This is a genomic window from Nonomuraea sp. NBC_00507 (genome assembly GCF_036013525.1).
GTDB lineage: Bacteria > Actinomycetota > Actinomycetes > Streptosporangiales > Streptosporangiaceae > Nonomuraea.
The window spans coordinates 3,846,038-3,869,282 of the sequence record NZ_CP107853.1 but is presented as its reverse complement, the minus strand read 5'-3'; the positions used below and the strand labels follow the sequence as shown (position 1 = coordinate 3,869,282).

Annotated in this window: 22 protein-coding genes and 1 pseudogene; 16 read left to right on the top strand and 7 right to left on the bottom strand. The window is 62.8% G+C overall.

Annotated features, from left to right (window positions below):
- Nucleotides 1-200: 200 nt before the first annotated feature.
- Both OHA25_RS19400 and OHA25_RS19395 read left to right on the top strand, forming a co-directional pair.
- Nucleotides 201-356 (top strand): annotated as a pseudogene (locus tag OHA25_RS19400) (IS5/IS1182 family transposase); the annotation flags it as partial.
- Nucleotides 357-406: 50 nt separating this feature from the next.
- Nucleotides 407-619 (top strand): transposase family protein, encoded by a 213-nt coding sequence (locus tag OHA25_RS19395; protein ID WP_327591243.1) that lies wholly within the window; start codon nt 407-409, stop codon nt 617-619.
- Between the two features lie 271 nt (nt 620-890).
- Here OHA25_RS19395 and OHA25_RS19390 read toward each other — a convergent pair whose 3' ends face one another.
- The 3 genes from OHA25_RS19390 to OHA25_RS19380 form a co-directional block, all read right to left on the bottom strand.
- Nucleotides 891-1,799: an FkbM family methyltransferase gene (locus OHA25_RS19390; protein WP_327588947.1), complete on the bottom strand. Its 909-nt coding sequence runs from the start codon at nt 1,797-1,799 to the stop codon at nt 891-893.
- Nucleotides 1,800-2,016: 217 nt separating this feature from the next.
- Nucleotides 2,017-2,232, bottom strand: a complete 216-nt coding sequence (locus tag OHA25_RS19385; RefSeq protein ID WP_327588946.1) for a hypothetical protein — start codon at nt 2,230-2,232, stop codon at nt 2,017-2,019.
- Nucleotides 2,233-2,765: 533 nt separating this feature from the next.
- Nucleotides 2,766-2,996 (bottom strand): transposase, encoded by a 231-nt coding sequence (locus tag OHA25_RS19380; RefSeq protein WP_327588945.1) that lies wholly within the window; start codon nt 2,994-2,996, stop codon nt 2,766-2,768.
- Between the two features lie 422 nt (nt 2,997-3,418).
- Between OHA25_RS19380 and OHA25_RS19375 the strand changes: the two genes are divergently transcribed.
- Nucleotides 3,419-3,817 carry a hypothetical protein gene (locus tag OHA25_RS19375; protein WP_327588944.1) on the top strand — a complete coding sequence of 133 codons (399 nt, stop codon included), beginning with the start codon at nt 3,419-3,421 and terminating at the stop codon, nt 3,815-3,817.
- 101 nt (nt 3,818-3,918) lie between these two features.
- Here OHA25_RS19375 and OHA25_RS19370 read toward each other — a convergent pair whose 3' ends face one another.
- Complete coding sequence (locus tag OHA25_RS19370) at nt 3,919-5,688, bottom strand: DUF4012 domain-containing protein (RefSeq protein WP_327588943.1); 1,770 nt, start codon at nt 5,686-5,688, stop codon at nt 3,919-3,921.
- A gap of 867 nt (nt 5,689-6,555) precedes the next feature.
- On the opposite strand from OHA25_RS19370, the gene OHA25_RS61435 reads away from it, so the two are divergent.
- The 5 genes from OHA25_RS61435 to OHA25_RS19345 all read left to right on the top strand — a co-directional run bounded on the left by OHA25_RS61435 (nt 6,556) and on the right by OHA25_RS19345 (nt 11,373).
- Nucleotides 6,556-6,843, top strand: coding sequence for a transposase (locus tag OHA25_RS61435; protein WP_442942194.1), 288 nt, complete (start codon nt 6,556-6,558; stop codon nt 6,841-6,843).
- Nucleotides 6,803-7,273, top strand: a complete 471-nt coding sequence (locus OHA25_RS19360; RefSeq protein ID WP_327591242.1) for a hypothetical protein — start codon at nt 6,803-6,805, stop codon at nt 7,271-7,273. The genes OHA25_RS61435 and OHA25_RS19360 overlap by 41 nt, the downstream gene beginning before the upstream one ends.
- The gene (locus tag OHA25_RS19355) at nt 7,270-7,635 is read left to right on the top strand and encodes a hypothetical protein (protein WP_327588942.1); all 366 of its coding nucleotides are present in this window, start codon (nt 7,270-7,272) and stop codon (nt 7,633-7,635) included. Before OHA25_RS19360 ends, OHA25_RS19355 begins: the two co-directional genes overlap by 4 nt.
- A 538-nt stretch (nt 7,636-8,173) precedes the next feature.
- Nucleotides 8,174-10,084 (top strand): asparagine synthase (glutamine-hydrolyzing), encoded by a 1,911-nt coding sequence (asnB, locus tag OHA25_RS19350; RefSeq protein ID WP_327588941.1) that lies wholly within the window; start codon nt 8,174-8,176, stop codon nt 10,082-10,084.
- Entirely contained in the window at nt 10,081-11,373 is a 1,293-nt protein-coding gene (locus OHA25_RS19345; RefSeq protein WP_327588940.1) for a lipopolysaccharide biosynthesis protein, read from the top strand. The genes asnB and OHA25_RS19345 overlap by 4 nt, the downstream gene beginning before the upstream one ends.
- 155 nt (nt 11,374-11,528) lie before the next feature.
- On the opposite strand, the gene OHA25_RS19340 is transcribed toward OHA25_RS19345, so the two are convergent.
- Nucleotides 11,529-12,344 (bottom strand): ExeA family protein, encoded by an 816-nt coding sequence (locus OHA25_RS19340; RefSeq protein ID WP_327588939.1) that lies wholly within the window; start codon nt 12,342-12,344, stop codon nt 11,529-11,531.
- Complete coding sequence (locus OHA25_RS19335; protein WP_327588938.1) at nt 12,341-12,595, bottom strand: hypothetical protein; 255 nt, start codon at nt 12,593-12,595, stop codon at nt 12,341-12,343. Before OHA25_RS19335 ends, OHA25_RS19340 begins: the two co-directional genes overlap by 4 nt.
- 246 nt (nt 12,596-12,841) lie before the next feature.
- Between OHA25_RS19335 and OHA25_RS19330 the strand changes: the two genes are divergently transcribed.
- From OHA25_RS19330 to OHA25_RS19295, 8 genes are all read left to right on the top strand, one after another.
- The gene (locus OHA25_RS19330) at nt 12,842-14,476 is read left to right on the top strand and encodes an ISL3 family transposase (protein ID WP_327586846.1); all 1,635 of its coding nucleotides are present in this window, start codon (nt 12,842-12,844) and stop codon (nt 14,474-14,476) included.
- 198 nt (nt 14,477-14,674) lie between these two features.
- The gene (locus OHA25_RS19325) at nt 14,675-16,021 is read left to right on the top strand and encodes a Mu transposase domain-containing protein (protein ID WP_442942126.1); all 1,347 of its coding nucleotides are present in this window, start codon (nt 14,675-14,677) and stop codon (nt 16,019-16,021) included.
- Between the two features lie 58 nt (nt 16,022-16,079).
- Nucleotides 16,080-16,277 (top strand): hypothetical protein, encoded by a 198-nt coding sequence (locus tag OHA25_RS19320; protein ID WP_327588936.1) that lies wholly within the window; start codon nt 16,080-16,082, stop codon nt 16,275-16,277.
- A complete protein-coding gene (locus OHA25_RS19315) occupies nt 16,274-16,597 on the top strand; it encodes an ATP-binding protein (protein ID WP_327588935.1) in 324 nt (107 codons plus the stop codon). Before OHA25_RS19320 ends, OHA25_RS19315 begins: the two co-directional genes overlap by 4 nt.
- 615 nt (nt 16,598-17,212) lie before the next feature.
- Nucleotides 17,213-18,226 carry an NAD-dependent epimerase/dehydratase family protein gene (locus tag OHA25_RS19310; protein WP_327588934.1) on the top strand — a complete coding sequence of 338 codons (1,014 nt, stop codon included), beginning with the start codon at nt 17,213-17,215 and terminating at the stop codon, nt 18,224-18,226.
- A 112-nt stretch (nt 18,227-18,338) separates the two neighbouring features.
- Nucleotides 18,339-19,508, top strand: coding sequence for a glycosyltransferase (locus OHA25_RS19305; RefSeq protein ID WP_327588933.1), 1,170 nt, complete (start codon nt 18,339-18,341; stop codon nt 19,506-19,508).
- 10 nt (nt 19,509-19,518) lie between these two features.
- The gene (locus OHA25_RS19300; protein ID WP_327588932.1) at nt 19,519-20,643 is read left to right on the top strand and encodes a glycosyltransferase family 2 protein; all 1,125 of its coding nucleotides are present in this window, start codon (nt 19,519-19,521) and stop codon (nt 20,641-20,643) included.
- A 145-nt stretch (nt 20,644-20,788) separates the two neighbouring features.
- Complete coding sequence (locus tag OHA25_RS19295) at nt 20,789-21,334, top strand: winged helix-turn-helix domain-containing protein (RefSeq protein WP_327588931.1); 546 nt, start codon at nt 20,789-20,791, stop codon at nt 21,332-21,334.
- 157 nt (nt 21,335-21,491) lie between these two features.
- On the opposite strand, the gene OHA25_RS19290 is transcribed toward OHA25_RS19295, so the two are convergent.
- The gene (locus tag OHA25_RS19290; RefSeq protein ID WP_327588930.1) at nt 21,492-23,138 is read right to left on the bottom strand and encodes an IS4 family transposase; all 1,647 of its coding nucleotides are present in this window, start codon (nt 23,136-23,138) and stop codon (nt 21,492-21,494) included.
- Nucleotides 23,139-23,245 lie beyond the last annotated feature (107 nt).

The window sequence follows — 23,245 nt, the reverse complement described above, 5'->3', positions numbered from 1 at the left end:
GATCGGATCGTCTTGCGGTACCGGCGCAGCACCCCGGCGAGGTAGTTCAGCGTTGCACGCATCCCCAAGCCTGGCCACGATCACCGCGTCTCCCGGGCCACCGCCTACTGCTACATCCATGAGGGAGTCGAAGTTCTCGCAGCTCAAGCACCTGATCCACACGAAGCTTCGACCGCGCCCACGCCGAAGGGCTGGCGTACGTGATCCTGGACGGCACCCTGGTCCCGATCGATCGCTGCGCCGAGCAGACCGTCAGTGTCAAGGGCGAGTCCATCGACGCGTGGTACTCCGGCAAGGCCCACCAGCACGCCGGCAATCTCCAAGCGCTGTCGGCGCCCGACGGGCTGCCGTTGTGGATCGCCGAGGTCGAGCCCGGCTCTGTCCACGACCTGTCCGCCGCCCGCACGTGCTCGGCGCGCTGTACGCCGCCGCCGCAGCCGGCCTGCCCACCCTCGCCGACAGCGGATACGAGGGCGCCGGAATCGGCATCCACACGCCGATCAAACAACCCGACGGAAACCAGGTACTCAGCCCGGACAACCGCACCTACAACCGGCTCCTGCGAGCCCTGTGCTGTCTCGGCGAACGCGGATTCGCCCGACGATCGTCGGTTGTCTAAGCCAGTCGATCAAGAACAGGGGCCGCGTTCGCGTGCCATCATCCCCGATCGATGTGCTCTGCCACCACCTGGAACACGTCGCCGACGCCGAGTTGCCAACGGGACCTGCGCGATCTGCCCGCTCTGGCCGAGGTGCTGGATATGGTGCCCGACCCGCGGAGCCGCCGCTGCCGAATGTAGTGCCAGCAAGCCGGGTAGCTATGAGTGTGTGTATCACTTCCCCGAGCTGGCGGTCGGCACGGCAATACCACACGCCTAATCCGTACGGCTGTTACGTTCCTTTTTCAAGGAGTCGCGCCTCGACTTCTGTGCGGTGTTTCCGTGAAACAGCCAATACATTATATCTTGGGTACGGAAGTGGATTTGGCGCAGGAAGTAGGAGATTGAAGTCAGGCTCGTAGAAGAGTATGTCAAAGCCGTGATCATTAAGCCATTCCCGGAACTGTACGACGGAGAGGCCAAATCGTTCTTGGCACTCGTCGATCAGCTCGATAATCCAGACTGGTGGATCAGCTCCCGCGACAAGCTGCTCGGCACCGATCAGCGCATTCATTTCTGCACCTTCGATATCGAGCTTACCCAATGCCCAAGGACGATCGGGAAGGGCATCGGCAAGGCGAACCACGCGAACGTCAATCACCCTTTCATTGCTAGTCTTCGCTTCATAACCTTTAGTTACCAAGTGAGAACCGTATCCATTGATAACAAACGGCAGCACGCCGGGTTCTGCGCTGATTCCTTCAGCATGTACAACGACATTGGTCAAGTGATTGGATCGAACGTTCGCCCGCAGCCTCTCTACGAAGTTGGGACAGGGCTCAAACGCATCAACTCGTCCCGTGGAGCCCACCAATTTGCTGGCTAGGAGCGTGAACGATCCCTCGTGAGCACCGCCATCAATAAAGCCGTCGCCGGGACGCAAATAGCGTTCCATAAAGCACATCTCTTCGTACTCGTACAAGGATCCAAAGTAAACAAAACGTCCCACTTCCGTGCTGTCCGGGTGTGCCCGAAAAGTCATATCGCGGAATACTCTTATATTAAAAGGGCGTCCAATCAGGCGTTTCCATAGCTGCCATAGAACCATTCTACTAATAGCCTTTGCTCGTCGGCCCCGATTATTCGGATGCGTCAGTGTCATATCGATCACTCTGCGAGCGCACTGTATCTTGGTTTCCATCGAATCTCCTTCTAGTATTTTGGAACTAGCGCCGATTGATCCCAGTTCTCGACGTAAAAGCACTTGACGTCAGCGCCATATATGATAATGACGTGGCACTAGAATCTGTCACCCAAGGGAAAGGGAAGGTTATTATGGGCGACCGCCTAGCGGATAGCTCCCGTGTCAACGATCTCGTAGGGGTGCATTTACCCAGCCTTAAAGGCAATTCTCCTCGTCATGCGAGGCCAGAAGTAAAATCACCAAAGGAAAGAATGAGTGCCTTGCTGTCGGCATACTGAGCAAAACATTCTTTCGGCTTGCCAGTCGGAAAACGCGAGTGGCTGAATGTTGATAACTGCATTGAATCGGCTCCGCGATCGTCTGTTGCCGCCGTCAAGGCGATCTCCATTGTCGTCTGTGGATTAATGTGATAGCTGATATAGCCAACCATGGGGCAATATTGGCAAGTCCTAAGGTTAAGTCCGAGACTTGCTCAACTTTCCAGTCGCTCATTACCGCTGCCCACTCTGGCATGGTTAAGGGGAAGAGTACGACACGGATCCGCTGAGACCTACATGGCGCGCCGGATGTCTGGTATTTGGCTATCGAATCGCTGCTCTTCCAACTTGTCTGTTGCGTCATGAGAGACTGCACGTTGAGGTGGGTGTGGCTGAGGGTGGCGGCTGCGGTGTAAACGCAGAGTGATGGTCGGAGTTAGGTGTCTCGGGCGAGGGAATCGATGGCGGCCGGGTAGGCGCGGGAGGCGGAGCGCAGAAGCGAGCTCGCTGGAGGATTGGGCCGGCCTGCCAGGCGGGCAGGCTGATGATCGCGTAGACAGTGACGGTCCGCCACTTGCCTGTCTTGCTGTTCCTGACATGCCGTTTGATCTGCATCGCCTGGCTGGCGTGCGGGAATAGCAGTCCCGCCTTGACGGTGACGACCTTGAGAGTGCGGCGTTCCTCCCGCCGTGCCCCACGGTCACGCTCACGGCGCTGGATCGGGATCTGTTTTCCACAGCAGCCGCTTGACCTGGGCGTACAGGGTGGGCTGGTTCTTCTTGACGATGAGCACGTAATGCGCCCTCTTCTGCTCGACTAGGAAGGTGGCATGATCGCGCTGCGCGTGCAGGGCGTTGGCGGTGATCACGCAATCGTGGAGATCGAGGTGCTGGAGCAAGGGCTGGAACCGGGTGATCTCGTTGGTGTTGCCGTTCACGTCGGTCTGTGTGGACTGCCACTCCTTGAAACGGACACGCAGGCCGTCAACGTCACCTCGCCGGGGCCCTGGCGCGATCCTTGTGTAGGTGACTTAGGAGGCGCGGCTGTGCGGGATGCAGATGGTGATGACGTGGACGCGAATCCGGCGAGTCGTAGCTGATTTGGCTGCTGGTCATGGCTCGGGCCAGGTCATGCAGGGCCGCGAGGTGGTGGCGCAGGATGCGGTTGCTGAAGACTGCGGGCAGCAGGGTCAGGGCGCATTGAGCAGGGTGCGAACGCGGGATCGGTGAAGTGCAGTCCGGGGAATGCTGTTGCGCTAGCTGCTGGAGTTGCTGGCGTGGCACTGGCCGGGCGCCTCCCCTCCCGGCTGCTTGAGCAACTCGGCGCGCGTCTGCTGGGACACACTACGTGCACGGGCTGTTGTACCTGGCCATCACGGATACAGCCAGCAACCTGGTGTGGATCTCGGTGGAAGGGCCGGGACGATCCAGCGAGATCACCGCCGCCCGCCACCACAAACTCACCGCACGGTTACGGGAAGCCGGCCTGGGCGTGATCGCCTATCTCGGCTTCGCCGGCCTGGAGGACAACCCTGACGACCCGGTCGTCATCACCGGCCGCAAAGCAGCCCGCAATGGCCCTGACCCCGGCCGACAAGCAGGTCAACCGGCTAATCAACAGCGAACGCGGGCTGGTCGAGCCAGGCTTCGCCGACCTGAAGACTGGCGCATCCTGACCAAGGTCCGTATGCACGGCGCGGACGCCACCAAGATCCTGCGCGCCCTGATGGTCCTGGTCACCACCCAGACCACCCGTTGACAGACGATCAACCCCTCTGATCTGCCGCCACGACCGGGGCGAGCGCGTCCAGCCGAACTCAGGTCAGGCCTTTCACCTGGGATTTTCAGGATGGAATTAGCTCATTGCACGTCCCCTTTGGATGGTTGCGCCGGGCAGCCCGTGCGGTCCTCCGTGATGCGGGTGTGCTGGGGACGGACCAGCGGTTGCACGGGAACCTCCGGTGGCGCCGCCGAATAGGGTTCGAGCAGGTCAAACTCCAGCGTCCTCGACTGCCTAGGAGCGAACTCCAGCAGGTTGTTGTATACAGGGTGGGACCGTTCGGTCTGCCTGATGATTCGAGCCGGTTTGCCGTCGATTCGCATGGCATCCAGCTTTGCGCCGACCCCGGTATAGAACGACACCCATAGCAGGTTGGACCCATTGGGCTTCCCAGCACGTTGATCGTCGGGGACGTCGAGCCGGGCGGTGACGTATGCGGGCAGGGTCTGCGGCGGCACGTTGTTGGTGAGCCGGATCCGAACCTTGGTGGCACGCTGCCCGTCGCCACGGCATGGACCCAGCACGTAGTCGAGCGAGCGATCCAGGTAGTAGTCGAGCTTGGTGCCGGCCGAATTGATGATCATAAGCCCGGCGAACGGCCCCGGTTTCTGGGGGAGTACGCCGCCGAGCGGGGTCGCCGCCAAGCGTCGCTGCTCAGAGCCCTTGTGGCTCCAGATCTGCATTCTCCGCTCCTCCACCATCTTGGACAGAGCGGATACTAGGGCCAGAGGGTCCGGGTGGGAGTTGGTGATCGCCTTGCTGACGGCACTGGCGATCGTGACGAGGAATCTCTTGCGCTCGAGGGGATTCTGGTACCGCGCGTATGCTTCCCGCTCGGTGAGGTCGACCACGTTCTCTGCGGTCACTTTCTCACCGTTGACGAGTGTGACGGGTCCGATCACCTTCAGCAGGTAGGAGAGGGCGACCGGATCGGTCGCGATCGCGCCGTCCAGTCGCTCGCCGGTCTGATGTTTCCACAGCGCTGCCCAAGTCTTTGCGGCGTACGGGAAATGCGGGGAAAGATTGGAATTGGACAGCAGCGCCATCGGACTGCGACCGTAACGCTCACGGAATGCGCGACCATAGTGGGTGACCTGAACGGAACCCGACTCCAGATCGTTGTTGGAAGAAAGCCGCTCGATGTTGAGATGGCCACGGTCGGCTTTCAGGATGCCGAACGCGCCGACCAGCCCCCCGGTTCCCCGTGCCTCGGCGTTGGTCTGGAACGCCAGGAAGTAGCGGCGCGGCCCGTGATAGCCCAGCATCTCTGGCAGCAGGGCGGCAGTATTGCGCACCATGGGGTCGTTGGCCACCTCCAGCCAGCCTCGTAGTTTGTCCAGTTCGCTCAGCGCCGTGGCGCGGGCCCGGTTCAGCGTGTCCAGGCCGGTGTCGGCCGGGGTGGTGGCGAGGCCGGACCGGATCTGCTCGATGCGGCCGGCGGCGTCGCGCAGCACCGGCGTCGCCGTTTCAAGGCTGGCCGGCAGCGTTTCTACGTTGTCGAGGGAAAGCCCATTCACCGAGATCAGCTTTGTCGCGACACGGTGGACGTCCGTCAGCACGCCGGTCAGATCAGCGGCGGCGACGGCGAGCCCGCGGACAGTCGCCGCGCCTTCTTCCATCGGTGGGATGCGAGCGATCCACGACCAGTCCTGACCGCTGGTGATCCGGCGTGCCTCTTCGGCATGGCGCTGCGCGTCGGCGATCGCCCCGGATGCCCCTGCCCGGTCGCTCGCGCGTAGCCGCTCCAGTGCGTCCTCGGCCGCCTCAAGGTGACCCCGCACGCTCAAGCCAAGGTACGCCGTCCAACCCACGGCCAGCGTGAGGCCTGCCGCAGGGCAGAGCAGGCCCATGACGACGAGGCGACGCTTCCTATTTCTCACTGGTAGATCAGCTCCTACTTCGCACCGGTGGTTTCGCTACGCCGCGTGGCCATCGCTGTGCCCGCGGTTCCGGCGAGCAGCAGGCCCGCACTTGTCGCGGTCGCGGTCTCCGTGGGGACCCCGTTTATCGGCGGCCGCTTCACATACGACCTGTGGACGCCGTGCTCGTGTTCGTCAGCGTCGTGCCGAAGGCGGATGTGGACGTCTTCCCCTGAGCCGTTCCTCTGCTGCCGCCTCGGCGTCTGCTCCGTGTCCGGGTCCTTGTGCTGGAACTGGGTCGCCTGCTCTTGTGGTGGGTAGGCGGATAGGGCGGGCATGGTTTGCCGTACGCGGTCGTCGCCGACTCGATCGTTCCCCATGCGACTCCACCCCCGAGCACTGTTGCGAGCAAAAGAGATCTCGTGATCTCATGTGCAATTTCGGCCTACCATAACGCTTTGTCGGCTGTCCGAGCATTTCGCCTGGAATGTAGGCGGCGTGTTCACTCGAAACCTTTATATGCGGCCAGCCGGTAGATGTGCGTTTCGCCCGTCTCTTCCTTACCGAATATTCGCTGATCGTTCTCCGTATGTTGACGATCGGCCGCATCATGACCGCCATCATCGCCCGCCGCGGACCAGAGGCCAGCAACATCGCCGAGGTCGCAACTCCAGGCGCTCCAACTAGGACCTGTACGGAGTTGAGATCAGAGGGATTCGCCTGCCTTTGGGGACCGATCCTGGTTGGCCATCGTCATGGCGCGTGGAGACCTTACCGACGAGGAATGGTCCTTGATTGAGCCTCACGTGCCCCTGGGTGAGCGAGGCCGATCCCGGACCTGCGACAGCAGTTACGGTGATGTGGCGGTTTCGGACCGGCAGTCCATGGCGGGATCTGCCCGCCGAGTACGGGCCGTGGTCCACTGTCTACGACCGGTTCCGGTCGTGGGCGATGGCGGGTGTCTTCGAGCAGTTGATGCAGGCGATGATCGCCGAGTCCGCGGCCCGTGGACAGACTGACCTCGAACTGGTCAGCGTGGACTCCACCACGGCCCGCGCCCACGATTTGGTCGTGTCCTGGGTCCTGGGATGTGGAACTGAGCGCGTTGACCGAGCGGATCGCGGGGCCGATGTTCACCCGGCCTGAGCCACGCTCAACGTTCGGTGGCCTGGTGCGGGCTCTGCTGGCCGACGTCCCGCGGGGCCGGGTGATGCTGGAGGCGCTGGTCGCCGGCGAGCGCAACCCGAACGTGCTGGCCGACCTGGCCAAGGCCCGCCTTCGCGGCAAGATGCCCCAGCTGATTGAGGCGCTCACCGGCAACTTCACCGACCACCACGCCTACCTATGCCACACCATGTTGTCGAACATCGACCGGATCACCCACCAGATCGACCAACTGACCGCCCGCATCGAAGCGGAACTCGCTGAGTTCGCTGGTGACGCCGTCGAGCGGCTTGACGAGATCACCGGCATCGGGCCCCGCGCGGCGCAGGTCATCATCGCCGAGATCGGCCTTGATATGAGCCGTTTCCCACCGCGGCACACCTGGCCTCCTGGGCCCGGCTGGCGCCTATGACCAGGGAGTCGGCCGGCAAGAGTAAGCGGGCCACCACCGGCAAGGGCAACACCTACCTGGCCGCCGTCCTCGGAGAAGCCGTCATCGGAGCGTCCCGAACTCCCACCAGGATCGCTGAGCGCTATCGACGCTTATCTCGCCGGATCGGTAAACGCCGGGCCATCGTCGCGGTCTCGCGCACCCTGCTGACCATCATCTGGGAACTGCTCAGCGACCCGGATGCCCGCTTCGACGATCTTGGTCCTAACTTCTACGACCTGCACACCGACCCCCAGCGCCGGACCCGCAACCTCATCCGTGAACTCGAACGCCTTGGACACAAGGTGACCGTGGAGCCCACGAGCAAGGTCCAGAGCGCCTGACCAGCAACGCCCGTCCAACCCGACCCGTGATCATCAGGTTGAGGTTCGCTGCCGCCTTCCCACTGACCGACCGATCTTCGAGTCAGTACCTGGCCGGCCGATCAAAGTGCAATGTAATCGTCTAGGATCGGATTTATGGAAACCCCGTGAAAGGCCCGAGGTCAAAGACTAGCAAAGACATAGAGTTAAACACCTATGAACTGCGAGCCTGAACCGCACATGTCGGTGCTTCATGCCAAAGTCGATGACTAGTTGATGATCCGGATCAATGGCATGTCTGCCATGAGATAGCTACCGACCATATCTTCGAAATATTTCTCGCCATATTGGTAGTGTGCAATCGAATGGAAGGCACCGTTGTGGCAGCAGAGAATGCTTCCGGCGCATCCTAACGCGGCCATGGTTTTCCAATCCTTCGACCATCCAGAACTCCCATTTTGCTGCGAATCTAACGCAGGCGCATGTGCTTGCAAAGACCTCGACATGAACTCATGAGCGAGGGACTACTGAAGCGGTTTCACATGGTCCTGGAGGACAAATGTGCGGCATAGCCGGAATGGTCTCGACTTCGCGGCCCGACTCGGATCTCGTCCGTCGTATGTGCGAGATGATCGTGCACCGGGGGCCTGACGGTGCGGGCTTCCATTTCGACGAACATGCGGCGCTCGGCATGCGCCGACTGGCGATCATTGATCTGGCCACTGGCGACCAGCCTGTCTACAACGAGGACAAGCAGATCGTCGCCATCTTCAACGGTGAAATTTATAACTTTGCTGACCTGCGGCAAGCTCTGGCCGCGCAAGGACACCGGCTGAGCGGCACAGGTGACTCCGAATGCCTCGTCCACCTCTACGAGGAGTACGGTACCGATATGGTCCGCCAACTCAGAGGAATGTTTGCCTTCGCCATATGGGATCGTAGGCATGGACGCTTGCTCTTGGCGCGAGATCGCGTCGGGAAGAAGCCTCTCTACTGGCGTTCGGAGGGCGGCTCAATATGGTTCGGCTCGGAGCTCAAGTCCTTGGAGCGGGATCCTGGTCTGCAGCGGGATGTCGATCCGATAGCGCTGCACCACTACCTGACTTACCAGTACGTTCCCGCACCTTGGTCCATTTACAAGCGAGTCTGCAAGCTTCCGCCCGGGCACCTACTGATCTGGGAGCGGGGCCAGATTACTGTACGCCGATACTGGGAATTGGACAGTAGCCCACGGCACGTGACGAATGAGGTGGAAGAGGAGGAGCGGCTGCGCGAGCTAATCCTTGAGGCGACCCGCATCCGCATGGCGAGTGAGCGCCCCATCGGAGCATTCTTGTCTGGTGGCATCGACTCGTCTGCAGTGGTGGCTGCCATGGCCATGCAGAGCACTCGACCGGTCAAGACATTCTGCGTAGGCTTTGAAGAGAGCCAGTATGACGAACGTCATAAAGCGCGGATAGTCGCCGATCGCTACGGTACAGATCACCACGAGTTTGTAGTCACCTCCGACTTGCTGGATGTCCTGCCGCGCATCGCGTGGCACTTCGATGAGCCGTTCGCTGATTCCTCGGCCATTCCAAGTTTCTACGTCGCGCAACTGAGCCGGCAGCATGTCACAGTCGTGCTCAACGGTGACGGCGGGGATGAGAGCTTCGGTGGATACCAGCGCTACATACTGATGGATAAGGCCGCGTGGATTCCGGACATACCCCGAAGACTCGCAGCGACATCCGCCTCCATTGGTGACCTCATCGCGCAGCGGAGCGAGAGCGGATCTTTCTGTCGCCGCCTCGGGCGCCTGCTGCAGTTTGCTGCAGCACCTCCAGCACAGCGGTATGCACGCCTGATGTCCTCCTTCACGCCCAAGTGGAAAGCCGAGATTTATAGTGACGATCTCCGGTACCTGCTGGGGGAGGTGGACAGCTACCGGCTGTTCGAGGAAGCCTTTCAGCGGTCACGGGCGGAGACCGATCTCGGCCGTGTCCTCGACGTCGACATCGCCACCTATCTTCCCGGTGACTTGCTAGTTAAAGTGGACATCACCGTGATGGCCAACTCGCTAGAGGCCCGATCGCCTTTTCTTGATCATCACCTCCTGGAGTGGGCGGCCGGTCTACCCATCAGCCTGAAGGTTCGCAATAACGAGACCAAACTGCTGCTTAAACGAGCCGTCCGCCCGTGGTTGCCAAGAGAAATACTGGAGTATCCAAAGCAGGGGTTCGGTGTGCCGCTCGCTTCGTGGCTGCGCGGAGAGCTTCGCGACTTGGCCTTCGATGTGCTGACCGATGCCACTGCACGCGACAGGGGCCTGTTCCGTCCGGCCGTAGTGCGCAATCTGCTCCATCGTCATATTGCGGGCGCCGACCACAGTGTCCGTCTCTGGACCCTCCTGCAGCTAGAGCTCTGGTACCGCGCTCACGCAACTTCTCACAATCAAGGTATGACCGGGTGTCCATCCCTGTCGTCATGAATAAGATCTTCGCGGACACCATTCAGACGATGGCCAGTTCCGCGCTGCGGTCGGTGTTGATCGCGGTTACCGGGATTATACTCGCGCGCAGTTTGCAGCCCCAAGGCCAGGGAACTTACGCTATGGTCACGACAACGGCCCTGACCGCGATCGCCATGGGTCACCTCTCATTGTCGAAGTCCCAGATAGCTTTCTGGCCTGACGCGGCACGACGCCCGTCGGTGACGGGCAACGCCCTCATCCTCGGCATAGTACTCGGTGTTTTCTCTGCTCTTGTTACATGTGGAATCGTCACAGCCTTCGTCCCCTTGCCAGCACCAGACCTGCTGGTGATAGCTCTGATTGCTGTGCCGCTCGGCGTCGCGGCGACCAACCTCAACGGGATCCTGCTCCTACAGTCTCGTACTGCGGTAATCAATCGTGCGGTCGTAGTCTCTGCGCTCGTCCTGCATGTGCCGATCGTTGTGCTTTTTTTCGTGGGATCTCTTACCACCGCCTCAGCGGTCGTTTGCTGGACAATCTCCACTGCCACGCCGTTCCCGTTGCTGATTAAGGCTCTTGGCCCGCTCAAGCTGCGGGCTGAGCTCCCGCTCGCCTGCCGGCAGCTGGCGTTGTCTGGTCGCTATCACATTGGGCCTGTGGCTCTCCAACTTCTGATTATGGCAAATGTTCTCCTGCTGAACACTCACGTGTCCGCGGCAGAAGTGGGCCTATACATCGTTGCCATGACGGTCCTGACCCTTGCACTCATACCGGCTGACGTCGTGGCGCAAGTTATTCTTTCCCGCCAAGCTGGCGAAGAAGAGCATGGCGCAAGACACATCACCGCTCGTGCCATACGACTCAACCTGCTCCTGTCATCGGTTGTGGTCTGCGCTGTGGTCATCGTGTCTCCCACCTTGATCCCGTTGGTCTACGGGGTCGCGTTCACCGGTAGCGTGAGCCCTTTGCTCTGCATGGCTCCGGGCGTAATCGCCTTTTCCCTGCACCGGCCGGTGGAGCAATATCTGGTTCGGCTGGGCCGTCCCATGACCATGGCCGCCATCCCTGTGAGCGCTCTGTTCGTGACTCTGGCGCTGTCCATCGTCATGGTTCCTTGGTGGGGGGCCGCGGGTGCATCACTTGCATCGAGCGTGAGCTACATCGCGATGATCGTAATTGAGATCCGCTGGTACGCTCGAGTAGTCCGTGCTGGTGCGCGGGACCTCCTTCCTCAGGCTTCCGACCTGCGTTCCCTCTGGGCCGCTGTCCGAACCCGACCTTCCGCCGCATCCCGGCGGCCGAGATGAGCAGGGATCGCCGTGCCGCGTGGGCGTAGGCGGGTGTTGCGCGACATTCGTCGTGTCCATGGAAGCGTCATCAACGAGAGGCTTGGCGGACGTGCGAAGGCCTCGCCCGGTCGGTGAGGGGCGAGGCCTTCAGGGACACGCTGTCGCGGTGATGCTCACTCTGGAGAGATCACCTCGGTGACGGCGGAGCGGGCGGCGCTTTCGTCGACGATCGCCTTGCCCGCGGCGATGCTGGCCAGCAAGGCCTGGATGGCCAGGTTGTTGACGGTGCGGGGCTTGCCGCGGGCGGACTCGTGGATGAGTGTGGTGGCATCGTCGGAGAAGAGCGGATCTTGGCGGCCTGCGAGTTGGAGGTGGTGGCGGATGTATCCGCTGGTCTCCTCGCTGGTCATGCCGCCCATCGGGTAGCGGACGGAGATGCGCTGGTCGAGAGCGGCCAGGACGCCGAGTTTGATCATACGGCGGAGGGTGGGCTGGCCGAGCAGGAGCAGCGCGAAGGGCTGGCGACTGTCGAGCTCATGGTTGGTCATCATCCTCAAGGCATCCAACTGGGCGTGGTTGAGCAGGTGCGCCTCGTCCAGGATGAGGACGGGGGTGCGGCCGCGTTCGGCTTGCTCACCGGCCAGGATGTCGGCGGCTTGCGGGATGAGGGTGGCCAGGTGTGGTTTGGGGTCGCCGTCCAGGCCGATCACGAGCTGGGTCAGGATGCCGCGCATGCCGATCTCGGGGTCGGCGATGTAGATGATGCTGTAGCGGGCGGGATCCAGGGTGCCGAGGGCGGCGCGTAGGGCGACGGTCTTGCCGACGCCGACCTCGCCGGTGACCATGCCGATGGCCTTCTCGGTGATGCACCAGGTGAGCCGGGCGGCGGCTTCGGCGTGGGCGGTGTGTTTGAACAGCATGCCCGGGGCCAGGTCGCGGCCGAAGGGGGTGCGGGTGAAGCCGTAGTGGGATCGCAAGCGCTCGATCACCGCCGCTCTCCTTCGGTTTCGTGGACGTGGGCCTCCAGCAGTGCGCTGTAGTTGATCGGCTGGTGCTGGGCGGCGCGGTGTTCGGCGTCGACGAGACGCAGGTAGTCGATGCTGGTCAGCGGCGCCGGTGGTGACGTGGTGGTGTCGCCGGGCAATTCGGAGCGGGCTTTGGGGTGGGCGTGCCGGCCGATCGTGAACGCTGTGGCCGCCCCGACTGGTTTGCCGTTCAGCCGTACTTCGATGCGGGTCAAGTCGAAGGGGTCGAAGGCCAGTTCGACGTAGCGGCCGGCCAGTGATGGCGCTTTGGGGATCTGGCTCTGGCGATCTTTATGTGGTGCCGTTACAGACGGTGGCCGGGACGTCGATTCAGGGGCTGATCGCAATCGTGTAACTGGCCGCGCGTAGGCGCGGCCGCCCCGTGAGGATCTTGTTCGACCAAGAACGTGATCATCATTTGAGCGGCCGCGAGGTTCATTGTGCCCTGTGCGCAGCATGCGGTGGCGGGCGATGCCTGCTGCCTGCGGATGTTCTTCCCCCATCTGGCCGAACTGGTCATCGAGGAGGTGACCGATCACGGGGACTACGTGCTGGTCACGGCGCATACCAAGGGCGGGCCGGCGGCTTGCCGGGCGTGCGACACATCCTCCTCGCGAGTGCATGGCCGCTACCGCCGGCTGCTGCATGATCTGCCCGCTGCGGGCCGCCCGGTCCTGATCGCGCTCACGGTCCGCCGCCTGACCTGCCAGAATCCGGCGTGCCCGGTCCGGACGTTCGCCGAACCGGTGCCCAGTCTCACCCGGCGCTACGCCCGCCGGACGAAACTGCTGCGCCGGCTGCTGGAGTTGATGGCGCTGGCACTGGCCGGGCGCGCCGCCTCCCGACTACTGGAGCGACTCGGCGTACGCGTCTGCCGGGACACGCTGATCGGTCTGGTCCGTGCCCTGCCCGATCCCGAGATCGGCCAGGTCACCGTGCTCGGGGTTGACGATTTCTCCAAGAAGCGCGGGCGCTCCTACGCCACCGTGCTGATCGACATGGACACCCACCAGCCCATCGACGTGCTGGACGACCGGACCGCCGACGCCCTGGAGCAGTGGTTACGCGACCATCCAGGCGTGCAGGTGATCTGCAGAGACCGGGCCGGACCCTATGCGGCAGGGGCCAGAGCCGGGGCACCCGAGGCGATTCACATTGCTGATCGCTTCCATCTCTGGCAGAACCTCTGCGACGCGGTCGAGAAGACCGTCATCGCATGCCGCGCCGACCTGCGTGAACCCGACGCCGATGCCGCTGAACCCGCCCACGAACAATCCGGCGACCAACAGCTCGACCACGCGCTCCCGCCAGAGCCGATGCCGGATCAGCCATCGGACGAGGAATGCCGGCTCATCGTCCGGACTCGTGAACGCTACACCGCGGTGCAGGAACTCGCCGCCAAGGACTGGACGATCTCGGCGATCGCCCGCGCGCTGCGGCTGTCCCGGCCCACCGTCCGCAGGTTCGCCCGCGCCGCGTCGGTGGAGGATCTGCTGACCAAAGCGACCGGACGATCCGACCTGCTCACTCCCTATCTGCCCTATCTGGTCCAGCGGTTCAACGACGGCTGCACCGACGCTGCCCGCCTCACTCGCGAGATCCAGGCTCAGGGGTACCAGGGCAGCCCACAGACCGTCCGCCGCTATCTGCACCCGCTGCGGTCCTCAGCCACCGCAGCCCACGCCCCGTCCTCGGCCCCGACCATCCGCGAGGTCGCCCGGTGGATCACCAGCCGCCCCGACCGGCTCACCTCTGACGAGCAGGCTAGACTCACCGACCTGCGCGCTCGCAGTCCCCGCCTGGATGCCACCGCTAGCCATGTCGCTGCCTTCGCTCAGCTGATGACCACGCTGAGCGGCACGGCCGAGAACCTGCAGGTGTGGATAGCGGCCGTCGACGCCGACGACCTGCCCGCCCTGCACTCCTTCACCCACGGCATCCGCCGCGACCTGGACGCCGTCGTCAACGGTCTCACCCTGCCGCACAGCTCAGGCGCGGTGGAGGGCAATGTGACGAGAGTCAAGGCGCTCAAGAGGAGCCGCTACGGTCGAGCCAACTTCGACCTTCTCAGGAAGATCATCCTCTGCGCCCATTAGTGCTCACGATCCGTGACGGCACCACATAAAGATCGCCAGAGCCGGGGATCTGACCAGACCTGCTCTCTGAAATTTGCCAGGTGAGCGACTCGCCGGGAGAGATCGTTCTTGTCTCGGTGGGCTCCCTCGACGCTTCGGATGATCACGTTTCGAAGCGAGTCGGGGGAGCCGTATTCGATGCTCACACAGGGGGAAGACGTGGAAGCGCAGGCTTTGCGTAAACGTGGCTGGTCGATCTCGGCGATCGCGCGGCATCTGGGCCGCAGCAGGCCGACGATCCGGGCGTATCTGAACGGCGAGCGGGTGTCGGGACAGCGGCGGCGAAGCGGGCCTGATCCGTTCGAGCCGTATGCCGAGTACTGCCGGCTGCGGCTGGATGCCGATACCGGGGATCCGCACGTGTGGGGCACCACGTTGTTCGACGAGCTGGTCGGCCTGGGGTATGCCGGTGGCTATTCGACCTTCACGCGGGCGTTGCGGGCCCGGGGGTTGCGGCCGGTCTGTGAGCGGTGCGCGCACGCGGGTGGCCCGGTCGAGTATGTCCGGATCGATCACCCGCCCGGCGTGGAGACTCAGTGGGACCGGCTGGAGCTGCCCGATCCGCCAGCCCGATGGGGCTGGGACAAGGGGGCGCATCTGCTGGTCGGCACGCTGCCGTACTCGGGCATCTGGCGGGGTGTGCTGACCGAGTCCGAAGATCAGCCGCATCTGATCGAGGCGTTGCGCGGGGTGGGTGAGCGCCTCGGCGGTGTCAGCGCGGAGTGGCGCTTTGATCGGATGGCCACTGTCTGTGATCCCGGCAGTGGCGAGGTGTCGGCGTCGTTTGCGGCGGTGGCCAAGCATTACGGGGTGATCGTGCGCATCTGTCCGTCGCGGCGGGGCTGGCGCAAGGGCAGCGTGGAGAAGGCCAACCATGTCGCGGCGCAGCGCTGGTGGCGCACCGTGGGCGAGGAGCTGTCGCCCGGCCGGGCGCAGGGCACGCTGGATGAGTGGTGCCGGCGCAGGGGTGACATCCGGATCCGGAAGATCGATGGCTGCAAGGTGAGCGTGGCCGAGCTGGCCCGCCGTGAGCCGCTGAGGCCGCTGCCGGCGCAGGCGTTCCCGGCGGTGCTGGAGGTCGAGCGCCTCGTCTCGCCGCAGGCGCTGGTGAGTTTTCGCGGCAACTTCTACTCCGTGCCGCCGGGGCACGCGGGCGAGGTGATGCTGGTGCGGCACCGGCTGGGCACCGGCGTGCTGGAGGTGGTTACGGCGGGCGGGGCGGTGCTGGCCGCGCACGCCCGGGCCGTCGATCACGCCGGCGTGGTGATCGAAGCGGCCGGGCACGTCGCCGCGCTGGAGGCCAAGGTCTTGGCCGCCCGCGCCCGGCTGGGTGGGGGCGGGCCCTGCCCGCACAAGACCCGCCGGCCACTCTCGCCCGCCGCGCAGGCCGAAGCCGACCGGCTGCGCGGCACCGGCGCCACTGCGGCACCGGTGGCCGACTTCGCCACCTACGCCGCCGCACGCCCGCTGACACCTCGTTCACCGGCCCCCGACGCCCGGCCCTGACGCCCGCCGGTCCGATCCCCCCTGAACCACCACGCCGTCTTTAGAGGGGACTACTGCGATGGACAACGACGTCACCGAGCCCGACGTCACCGAGCCCGACGTGCTGGACGATCGTTTCACCTGGGGCCTCATCCTCGAGGTCTTCCAAGTGCTGACCAGCCACGGCTACCTGCGGCACAGCCACCACGCCACCGGAGCGGCCGTTGGCACGCTCGGTGAGCTCTGCCGCGTCTATGAAGGGAAGCACCACCGATGAGCACGACCGCCGCCCCACCCGTTCACGCGCCCGATCACGCGCTCGTTCCGCCGGCCACACCGGCGCAGGCGGCCTGCTATCAGCGGCTGCGCGGCCATCTGGCCGACCTCAAACTGAGCGCCGCGGCCACCGCGCTGCCCGCGCTGCTGGATGCCGCCCGTGAGGAGAACCTGTCCGTACTCGAAGCACTGGAGCGGCTGCTGGGCCTGCAGGCCAGTGCCAGCGCGGCCCGCAGGGCCGACAACAACCTGCGCTTCGCCAGCCTGCCCGCGCCCTGGAGCCTGGAGGACTACGGCTTCCTCCAGGCCGGGCTGGGCTGAGCATCCCCGCCGGGCCTCAGTAGGCCCGCTGACACTCGCCTCTTTTCGATCATCTGGCGCTCGAATGTGACTGGCGGCAGCCCGTCGTTACGCACTTTGCCTTCTTCTGGCGTTGTGGAAATCAGTGATCCGAGTCGCGATCTTCAGTCGCGCCTGGTCCTGCTGCAGAAGCGGAGCCGGTAGACGTACTCCACCTTGAGTGTGCCGTTCACCTACTCGCCGGCTCCGTTATCGAGCGCGCTGCGACGCGACCCATCGACCGCACCACTCCGTGACGCAGGCAAGCGGCCGGATATCGGGCAGCGGTGTACTCCCTGGCTTCAGAGGGCGATGCAACACTCCTGTCAGCAAGCATAGATGCTCAATGAGGGCCGCTGCGGGACAAATCTTTCTGTGCTGGAACTCTCGTTTACTCCAGAAAAGGCACTGCAATATTTCGGGAAGGTGAGAGTGTCGGCGTGGTGTTATAGCCAGTACTGGGCTACTGCTGATGCGGTTGGACTTAAAGGTTCGAATGCGTCCTTGGCGACACGCCGGATGTCATCCTCGACACTGGGGTATACGCTCATATCATGTATCGAAGACGAACGAGTCTGTACGGAGGAACGTAGTTTCATGGATCGCATGCAAGTCAAACCGGATGACGGCAGTCTGATGGCTCAACCAGATCGCCAGGTGGTTGTGACCGGAGTTGCCGGTTTCATCGGATCCCACCTCGCGAGAGAATTGCTCAACCTCGGTTATCGCGTGCTTGGAATCGATTACTTGGCGGGTCACCCGCAAGTTGTAATTGAAAGAAACCTAGCACCGAATAAAATTGACAAAAGTTTCACTCTGGTGCGTGGCGACCTCACGGAGGTTTCCCTGATTCCTTGGTTTCAAGGTGTCGACACCATATTTCATCTCGCCGCGTGCCCTGGTGTCCGAGGGTCATGGGGAAAGGACTTCGCCCGTTACGTTAGCAGTAATATCCTGGCCACTCATCTCCTAATGGATGCGGCTATCCGGTCAGGTGTTCGCCGTGTCGTCGTATCGTCTTCCTCCAGCATCTATGGAGGGGCATCTTGCGGGCCAGTGACCGAGACAAACTTGCCAGCCCCGCTGTCACCCTATGGCGTAACCAAGCTCGCCGCAGAGCAGTTGGCGCTCGCTCATGCGCGGCGTGCGGGATCCCAAATGACGGTGGTTGCGCTTCGCTATTTCACCGTCTATGGGCCACGCCAGCGCGAAGACATGCTGATCAGCCGTTTGATCACCTCAGCGTTGACCAAGAAGCCGATCACTATTCTCGGTGATGGTAGGCAGCGTCGCGACTTCACTTTCGTCGAGGACGCCGTGCGAGCCAACCTGATGGCCATGCATGCCGACGTCGAAGCTGAGGTGATAAATATCGGCACCGGCGTGACGACACCGGTCCTCGAAGTGGCGGAAATCGTCGGTGATATCGCCGGGATGGCTGTTCCCCTAAAATTCGGGCAACGGCAAGCCGGTGACGTTCGAGACACCCATGCTGACGTTTCTCTGGCCAGAGCAAAGATCGGATACCTCCCAACAGTCGATTTGCGTAGCGGGCTGAAGGTGCAGTTTGAGTGGGCTCGGGCCAATAAGCTGGCCGATAGGCCAACTTGATCTCTGCGGTAGCGAGACCAGGCCAAGCGTACTGATATATGGAGCGGAGACTAATGGTTCGATCCGAATCGCGGGCACTGTTGTCCTTCTCCCTCTTGCTCGTGGGCCTGCCATGAAAGCGGCTCTACTGATCGGCCAACTCGCCTGCGGAGGTACTGAGAAGCAGGTCGCCCTGCTCGCGCAAGGGCTCCGTGATCGAGGCCACGACGTCCATGTGCTCGTCATGTACAACGGCGGCCACTGGCAGGAGTTTCTTCGCGAAGAGCGGATACCTGTGATCAACTTCAGGTTCCGAAGGGGATCTCTGTTTCTTCCGCAGAACATTTCGGCCTTCTCGTCCCTGGTGAAATGGCTCCTCCGTGCCCAACCTGACGTGCTCAACGGTTATTTGCTGCGCGGAAATGTGATAGGGGCCTGGGCCGCATGGTTCGCGCGCGTTCCCGTATTTGTCTCGGGGCAGCGTGCCCTGACCACAGTGACCGGGTTCTCTCAATGCATCAGCTTTCCTCTCATCCGCCTCTCCAATCGGGTCACGCGTTTGATCATCACAAATGCTGAGAGCGTGGCAAGAGATGTCGCCTTCCGCCAGCGGGTACGGCCTGAGAAGATCGCGGTGGTGTATAACGGGCTGCCATCGTCCGCCTTCGAGGCAATACCACCAGCCGATATCGGGGGGACCGCTCCCGTGGTGCTGGCCATCGCTAATCTCCACCGTTACAAAGGGCATCAATATTTGCTGGACGCGGTGGCGAGACTCTGGAATCGAGGACTGAGGTGTGTTCTGGCGTTGGCGGGAGAAGGCCCCGAACGGACGGCACTGGAGAGTCGGGCACACCGCCTCGGGATCGATGTCCGCTTCCTGGGGTGCCGGACGGACGTAGGTGCCCTACTGGCTCGGGCTGATCTGGTGGTCCACCCTGGTCTCGCGGACGGCTTGTGTAACGCCATCATGGAGGCCATGGCAGCGGGTAAGCCGATCGTCGCACCCGACGCCGGGGGCAATCGAGAGCTTCTAGACGGCCGTGGTCTCCTTGTTCCACCTAGGAATGCGGAGGCAATGGCGAACGCCGTAGAACTGCTCCTCGGTGACAGGGCGCTCGCCGAGCGGCTTGGCAGGTCAGCACGCGAGTGGAGCCGTACCCGGCTGAGTGTCGACGCCATGGTCGAGGCGCATGCCGATATCTATATTCGCCTGCTGCAGGCCGCAGTGACCAGCAGAAGACCTGCACAGAAGAGTAAGCGCTTGGCTGTCTTCTGGCAGCCGCCAAACGACGATCGTTAATGCGGAACATATGCAGTACACCGTCGTAGGCCTTCACCGGGATAGCCCTTTAGTGATGGCACGCATGAGTTTTCTGGCGAAGGCAGCTTGCGACACGCTTGGCTTCGTCGAGCGGTGGTGCAGCACATATTGCAATGCAGGTCCAGGGACGGCCCACTCTGCTAGGAGTAATACATGGCTGTACATGATTTCACTGCCCGAGAAGGATGATATTTCGATGAAAATAAGTATAATAACGCCGACCTATAATCGAGCGTACACACTCCCCTTTCTCTATGAGAGTCTTGCTCATCAAAATGGCGACTTTGAATGGGTCGTCGTTGACGACGGATCGACAGACGAAACTGTCGAAGTCGTTATGGGACTGCAGAGGAAAGCCAATTTTCCAATTAAGTATTTTAGGCAGCAGGCAAACATGGGCCCGCATGTTGCGCGCAACAGAGCGGTGCAGGAGTCGATCGGCGAACTCGTGGGCCTCGTGGATTCAGATGACACGGTTCTTGCGAACGCCCTGGATCTAGTCTGGAATGCTTGGAAAGATATCCCTGCGAATAGATGCGAGAATTTTGCCGGGGTTATGGGACGCTGCATGACCAAGGACGGTGCGCTTGGCGCAACGATTCCCAATGGACTCTCGTGTCTCGATGTGAGCTGGCGTGACGGCTTTTATAAATATGGCTTCACCGAGGAACGCACACCTTTCTATCGACGAGACGTTCTCCGCTGCTACCCTTTTCCAGAGACGCCGGACCTGCGCTTCGTTGTTGAGGGAGTTCTGCACAGAGAGATAGGCAGGCGTTACCTGTTGCGATACCTCAACGAGCCCATCCGCTTTTATCGAGTTAACGGATTTGACGGCCTGAGCATGCGCCCTTTTAGGCAGTTGGCGGGCGGCCGTCGACCTTTCTATTTGGCTACACTCAATGAGGATATAGACTATTTCTCATTGGCTCCCATTCGCTTCTTGCGATGGGCTGCTCAGTATTCCCGCTCGAGTCTTCACCTGGGAGTCTGGCCACGAAGACAACTTGCAGATGTACGTAGCATTAGATCTAAATTGCTAGCACTCGCTGGACTCCCCGTAGGAACAGCCCTCTATGTAGGGGATCGAACGCGCGACTTCATGTCGAAGTGAGCGGGACTCCCGTCGGCATCCGACAGCTGGCGCCGATCATCGCATCGGCGGCACAACTGTCTACCGCTACCTACAGAGGTTGAAAGTCTGACGTAACACGGCGTGGTTGCGTGCTTACGGCGGGGCCCGGGAGTATGCCGGTGGGATGCGTTATCCGGATGGTGGTGGCCTGACCCCGGCGGCGCGAGCCAAGCGTGAACAGGTCCGCTTGGAGGCTGCCGGGCTGTTCGCCGCGGGCATGTCGCCGCCTCAGGTGGCCAAGAAGTTACGGGTCTCACGCAAGTCGGCCTATGTCTGGCATAAGGCCTGGCGCACGGCTGGGGCTGAGGCGCTGGAGTCAAAAGGGCCGGGTGGGCAGCGCTGCCGACTCAGCGATGTGCAGGTGGAGCGGTTGGAGGCCGCGTTGGACGCCGGTCCGGCCGTTTGGGGGTGGACAGAGGATCAGCGGTGGACTCTGGCGCGGGTCACGGTGCTGGTCGGCAGGTTGTTCCACGTGTCTTACACCCCGCGCGGGATCTCCTATCTGCTGCATCGGCTGGGCTGGAGTCCGCAGGTTCCCCAGCGGCGCGCCGCCGAGCGCGACGAAGAGGCGATCGCCACCTGGGTGAAGGAGACCTGGCCACTCGTGGAACAACGGCGCGGGATCAGGATGCGTGGATCTGCTTCGAAGATGAAGCAGGCCAGTCGCTGAGGCCGCCCAAGGCCCGCACCTGGTCTCGCCGTGGATGCACCCCCACCGTCACCGTCTCCGGCAAGGGCTCCGGGCGCGTCAACCTGGCCGGGCTCGTCTGCCTCAAGCCGGGGCAGCGGACCCCAATGCCGCGTAGTTAAGATCTCGGGGCGTTTCGTCAAGTCTGGGCGGGGTCAGCAGTTGCGAGCGTGTAGAAGCCGCGGCTGACTCTGCGCAGGAGTCCTTCGGAGGTCCAGAGGCCCAGCAGGGTGGCGAAGCTCTTGATGTTGGAGTAGCCCAGCGCTTGGGCGATTTCACGGAGTTGCCAGACCCGCTGCGGTTCGGCGCGCATGAGCTGGAAGGTCTGGTTGCGAGGTCCGTCGCCGGTGCGGCCTGCGCCGCGCCGGACGCGGCGTTGGTCCTGGTGGGCGGGTGTGATGGGCGGGGTGTTGGCGGCGTCATGGATGTCGATGGTGAGTGAGGTGATGGTCTGACTGGTCGGTGGTCGTGTGTCGTCCCGGCTGGAGGAGTAGCGGGACATGGGTGCTTTGACCTTGCGGACGCTGGTGCGTGCTCGCCGTTTGGGCAGGAGCTCGGCCAGGACGGCTCGGCCGATGGCGCCCACGGGCATGGCGGGAGTCTCATCGCGGCTGGTGTGGGCGATGATCGTGGAGTCGCGAGCGGTCTCCAGCGCGATGGTGAAGCTGGCCCGGTCCGGGTCGGTACCGGGGATGGACTCCACCGCCTCTACCATCGCGACCCGTAATGCCTGGTAGAGGACGAGTTGGGCCCAGAGCTCTTGTTCCAGTCCGACAGGGTCGCTCGAGCGCAGGACACGACCGTTCTGGAGCGTGTGGCGCAGGGCCAGGTAGGCCGACTCGACCTCCCATCGTTCGTGATAGAGCCGTACCAGCACGTCGGCGGGGTCGCTGCGGTGGTCGAGCAGTGTGGTGGCCAGCCGATAGTGTTCGCATATCCGGTTGTCAGCTGCGGTGGTCGCCGTGAGGGTGGCATCGATGATGCGGATCTGGAGTGTGCCGAGGCGGGTCAGGTAGGAACCGTCGGGCAGGACAGCCATGACGGCCGGACGGCGTCGTGGGTTGAGGCGAACCAGGAACTGGGCGCCGGTGTCGGCCACGGCGGATAGGAATCCGTTGGTGTCGAATGCTCGGTCAGCCAGCAGGAGCATCTGCGGCGACAGCAGCGGCAGCAGCTTGCGGGCATAGAAGGTCTCGTCGTGACGGCGGGCTCCGAAGACCGCTCCCAGCAGGCCGCGGGTGCCGGTTTCGCACAGGGTCATCAACAGCACCGTCGGGTAACCGACCCATCCCAGCCGGTTACTCACTTTGCCCAGCCAGCCGCGGTTGCGTTCCCGATCGGGCACCTTGATCGAAGTGCAACCGTCGAAGGCGACCGTCCGCCAGCGTCGGTAGCACACCCCAGGCGTTTTGGGCTGTGCAAGAGGACCAGCCAAAACCTCGAACAATGCCTTCAGCGGCGCGGGCCCGAGCCGGCGCCGCAGGTCGCGAAGTGCCTTCTCGCTGGGCCGATACACCGGCGCCGGCCGTAGGCCGGCTACCAGCTTGTCCCAGACCCTTGTGTATCCCAGCGACGGGAACAGCGCCAAGGCGAGCATGAAGTACACACCGACGCGGGAGGGCAGATGCCGCAGTCGTTTCTGCTGGGTGCGGGTCTCCTCCAGGATCGCGTCGACGAGTTCGGCAGGAAGGAACCGGGTCAGCGCTCCCAGATGTCCTGGCGCGAAGACGGAGGCGGGGACAGAAACCGGTTGATCGTGGGCTGTGATGACACACTGGTCATGCAACGGGACCTCTTACGGCAGATAGATCTTGGTCGATCTCTGCCCTACCAGAGGTCCCGTTCTCATGTCGCCAGCAACACGCGCACATCCGATCCAAGCTTGACAAACCG

Coding starts and splice junctions, on each gene's coding strand:
- OHA25_RS19305 (WP_327588933.1), top strand. CDS start 18,339: ATGAAAGCGGCTCTACTGATCGGCCAACTCGCCTGCGGAGGTACTGAG.
- OHA25_RS61435 (WP_442942194.1), top strand. CDS start 6,556: ATGTGGCGGTTTCGGACCGGCAGTCCATGGCGGGATCTGCCCGCCGAG.
- OHA25_RS19295 (WP_327588931.1), top strand. CDS start 20,789: ATGCGTTATCCGGATGGTGGTGGCCTGACCCCGGCGGCGCGAGCCAAG.
- OHA25_RS19310 (WP_327588934.1), top strand. CDS start 17,213: ATGGATCGCATGCAAGTCAAACCGGATGACGGCAGTCTGATGGCTCAA.
- OHA25_RS19355 (WP_327588942.1), top strand. CDS start 7,270: ATGACCAGGGAGTCGGCCGGCAAGAGTAAGCGGGCCACCACCGGCAAG.
- OHA25_RS19345 (WP_327588940.1), top strand. CDS start 10,081: ATGAATAAGATCTTCGCGGACACCATTCAGACGATGGCCAGTTCCGCG.
- OHA25_RS19320 (WP_327588936.1), top strand. CDS start 16,080: ATGGACAACGACGTCACCGAGCCCGACGTCACCGAGCCCGACGTGCTG.
- OHA25_RS19370 (WP_327588943.1), bottom strand. CDS start 5,688: ATGGGCCTGCTCTGCCCTGCGGCAGGCCTCACGCTGGCCGTGGGTTGG.
- asnB (WP_327588941.1), top strand. CDS start 8,174: ATGTGCGGCATAGCCGGAATGGTCTCGACTTCGCGGCCCGACTCGGAT.
- OHA25_RS19300 (WP_327588932.1), top strand. CDS start 19,519: ATGCAGTACACCGTCGTAGGCCTTCACCGGGATAGCCCTTTAGTGATG.
- OHA25_RS19385 (WP_327588946.1), bottom strand. CDS start 2,232: ATGGTTGGCTATATCAGCTATCACATTAATCCACAGACGACAATGGAG.
- OHA25_RS19390 (WP_327588947.1), bottom strand. CDS start 1,799: ATGGAAACCAAGATACAGTGCGCTCGCAGAGTGATCGATATGACACTG.
- OHA25_RS19315 (WP_327588935.1), top strand. CDS start 16,274: ATGAGCACGACCGCCGCCCCACCCGTTCACGCGCCCGATCACGCGCTC.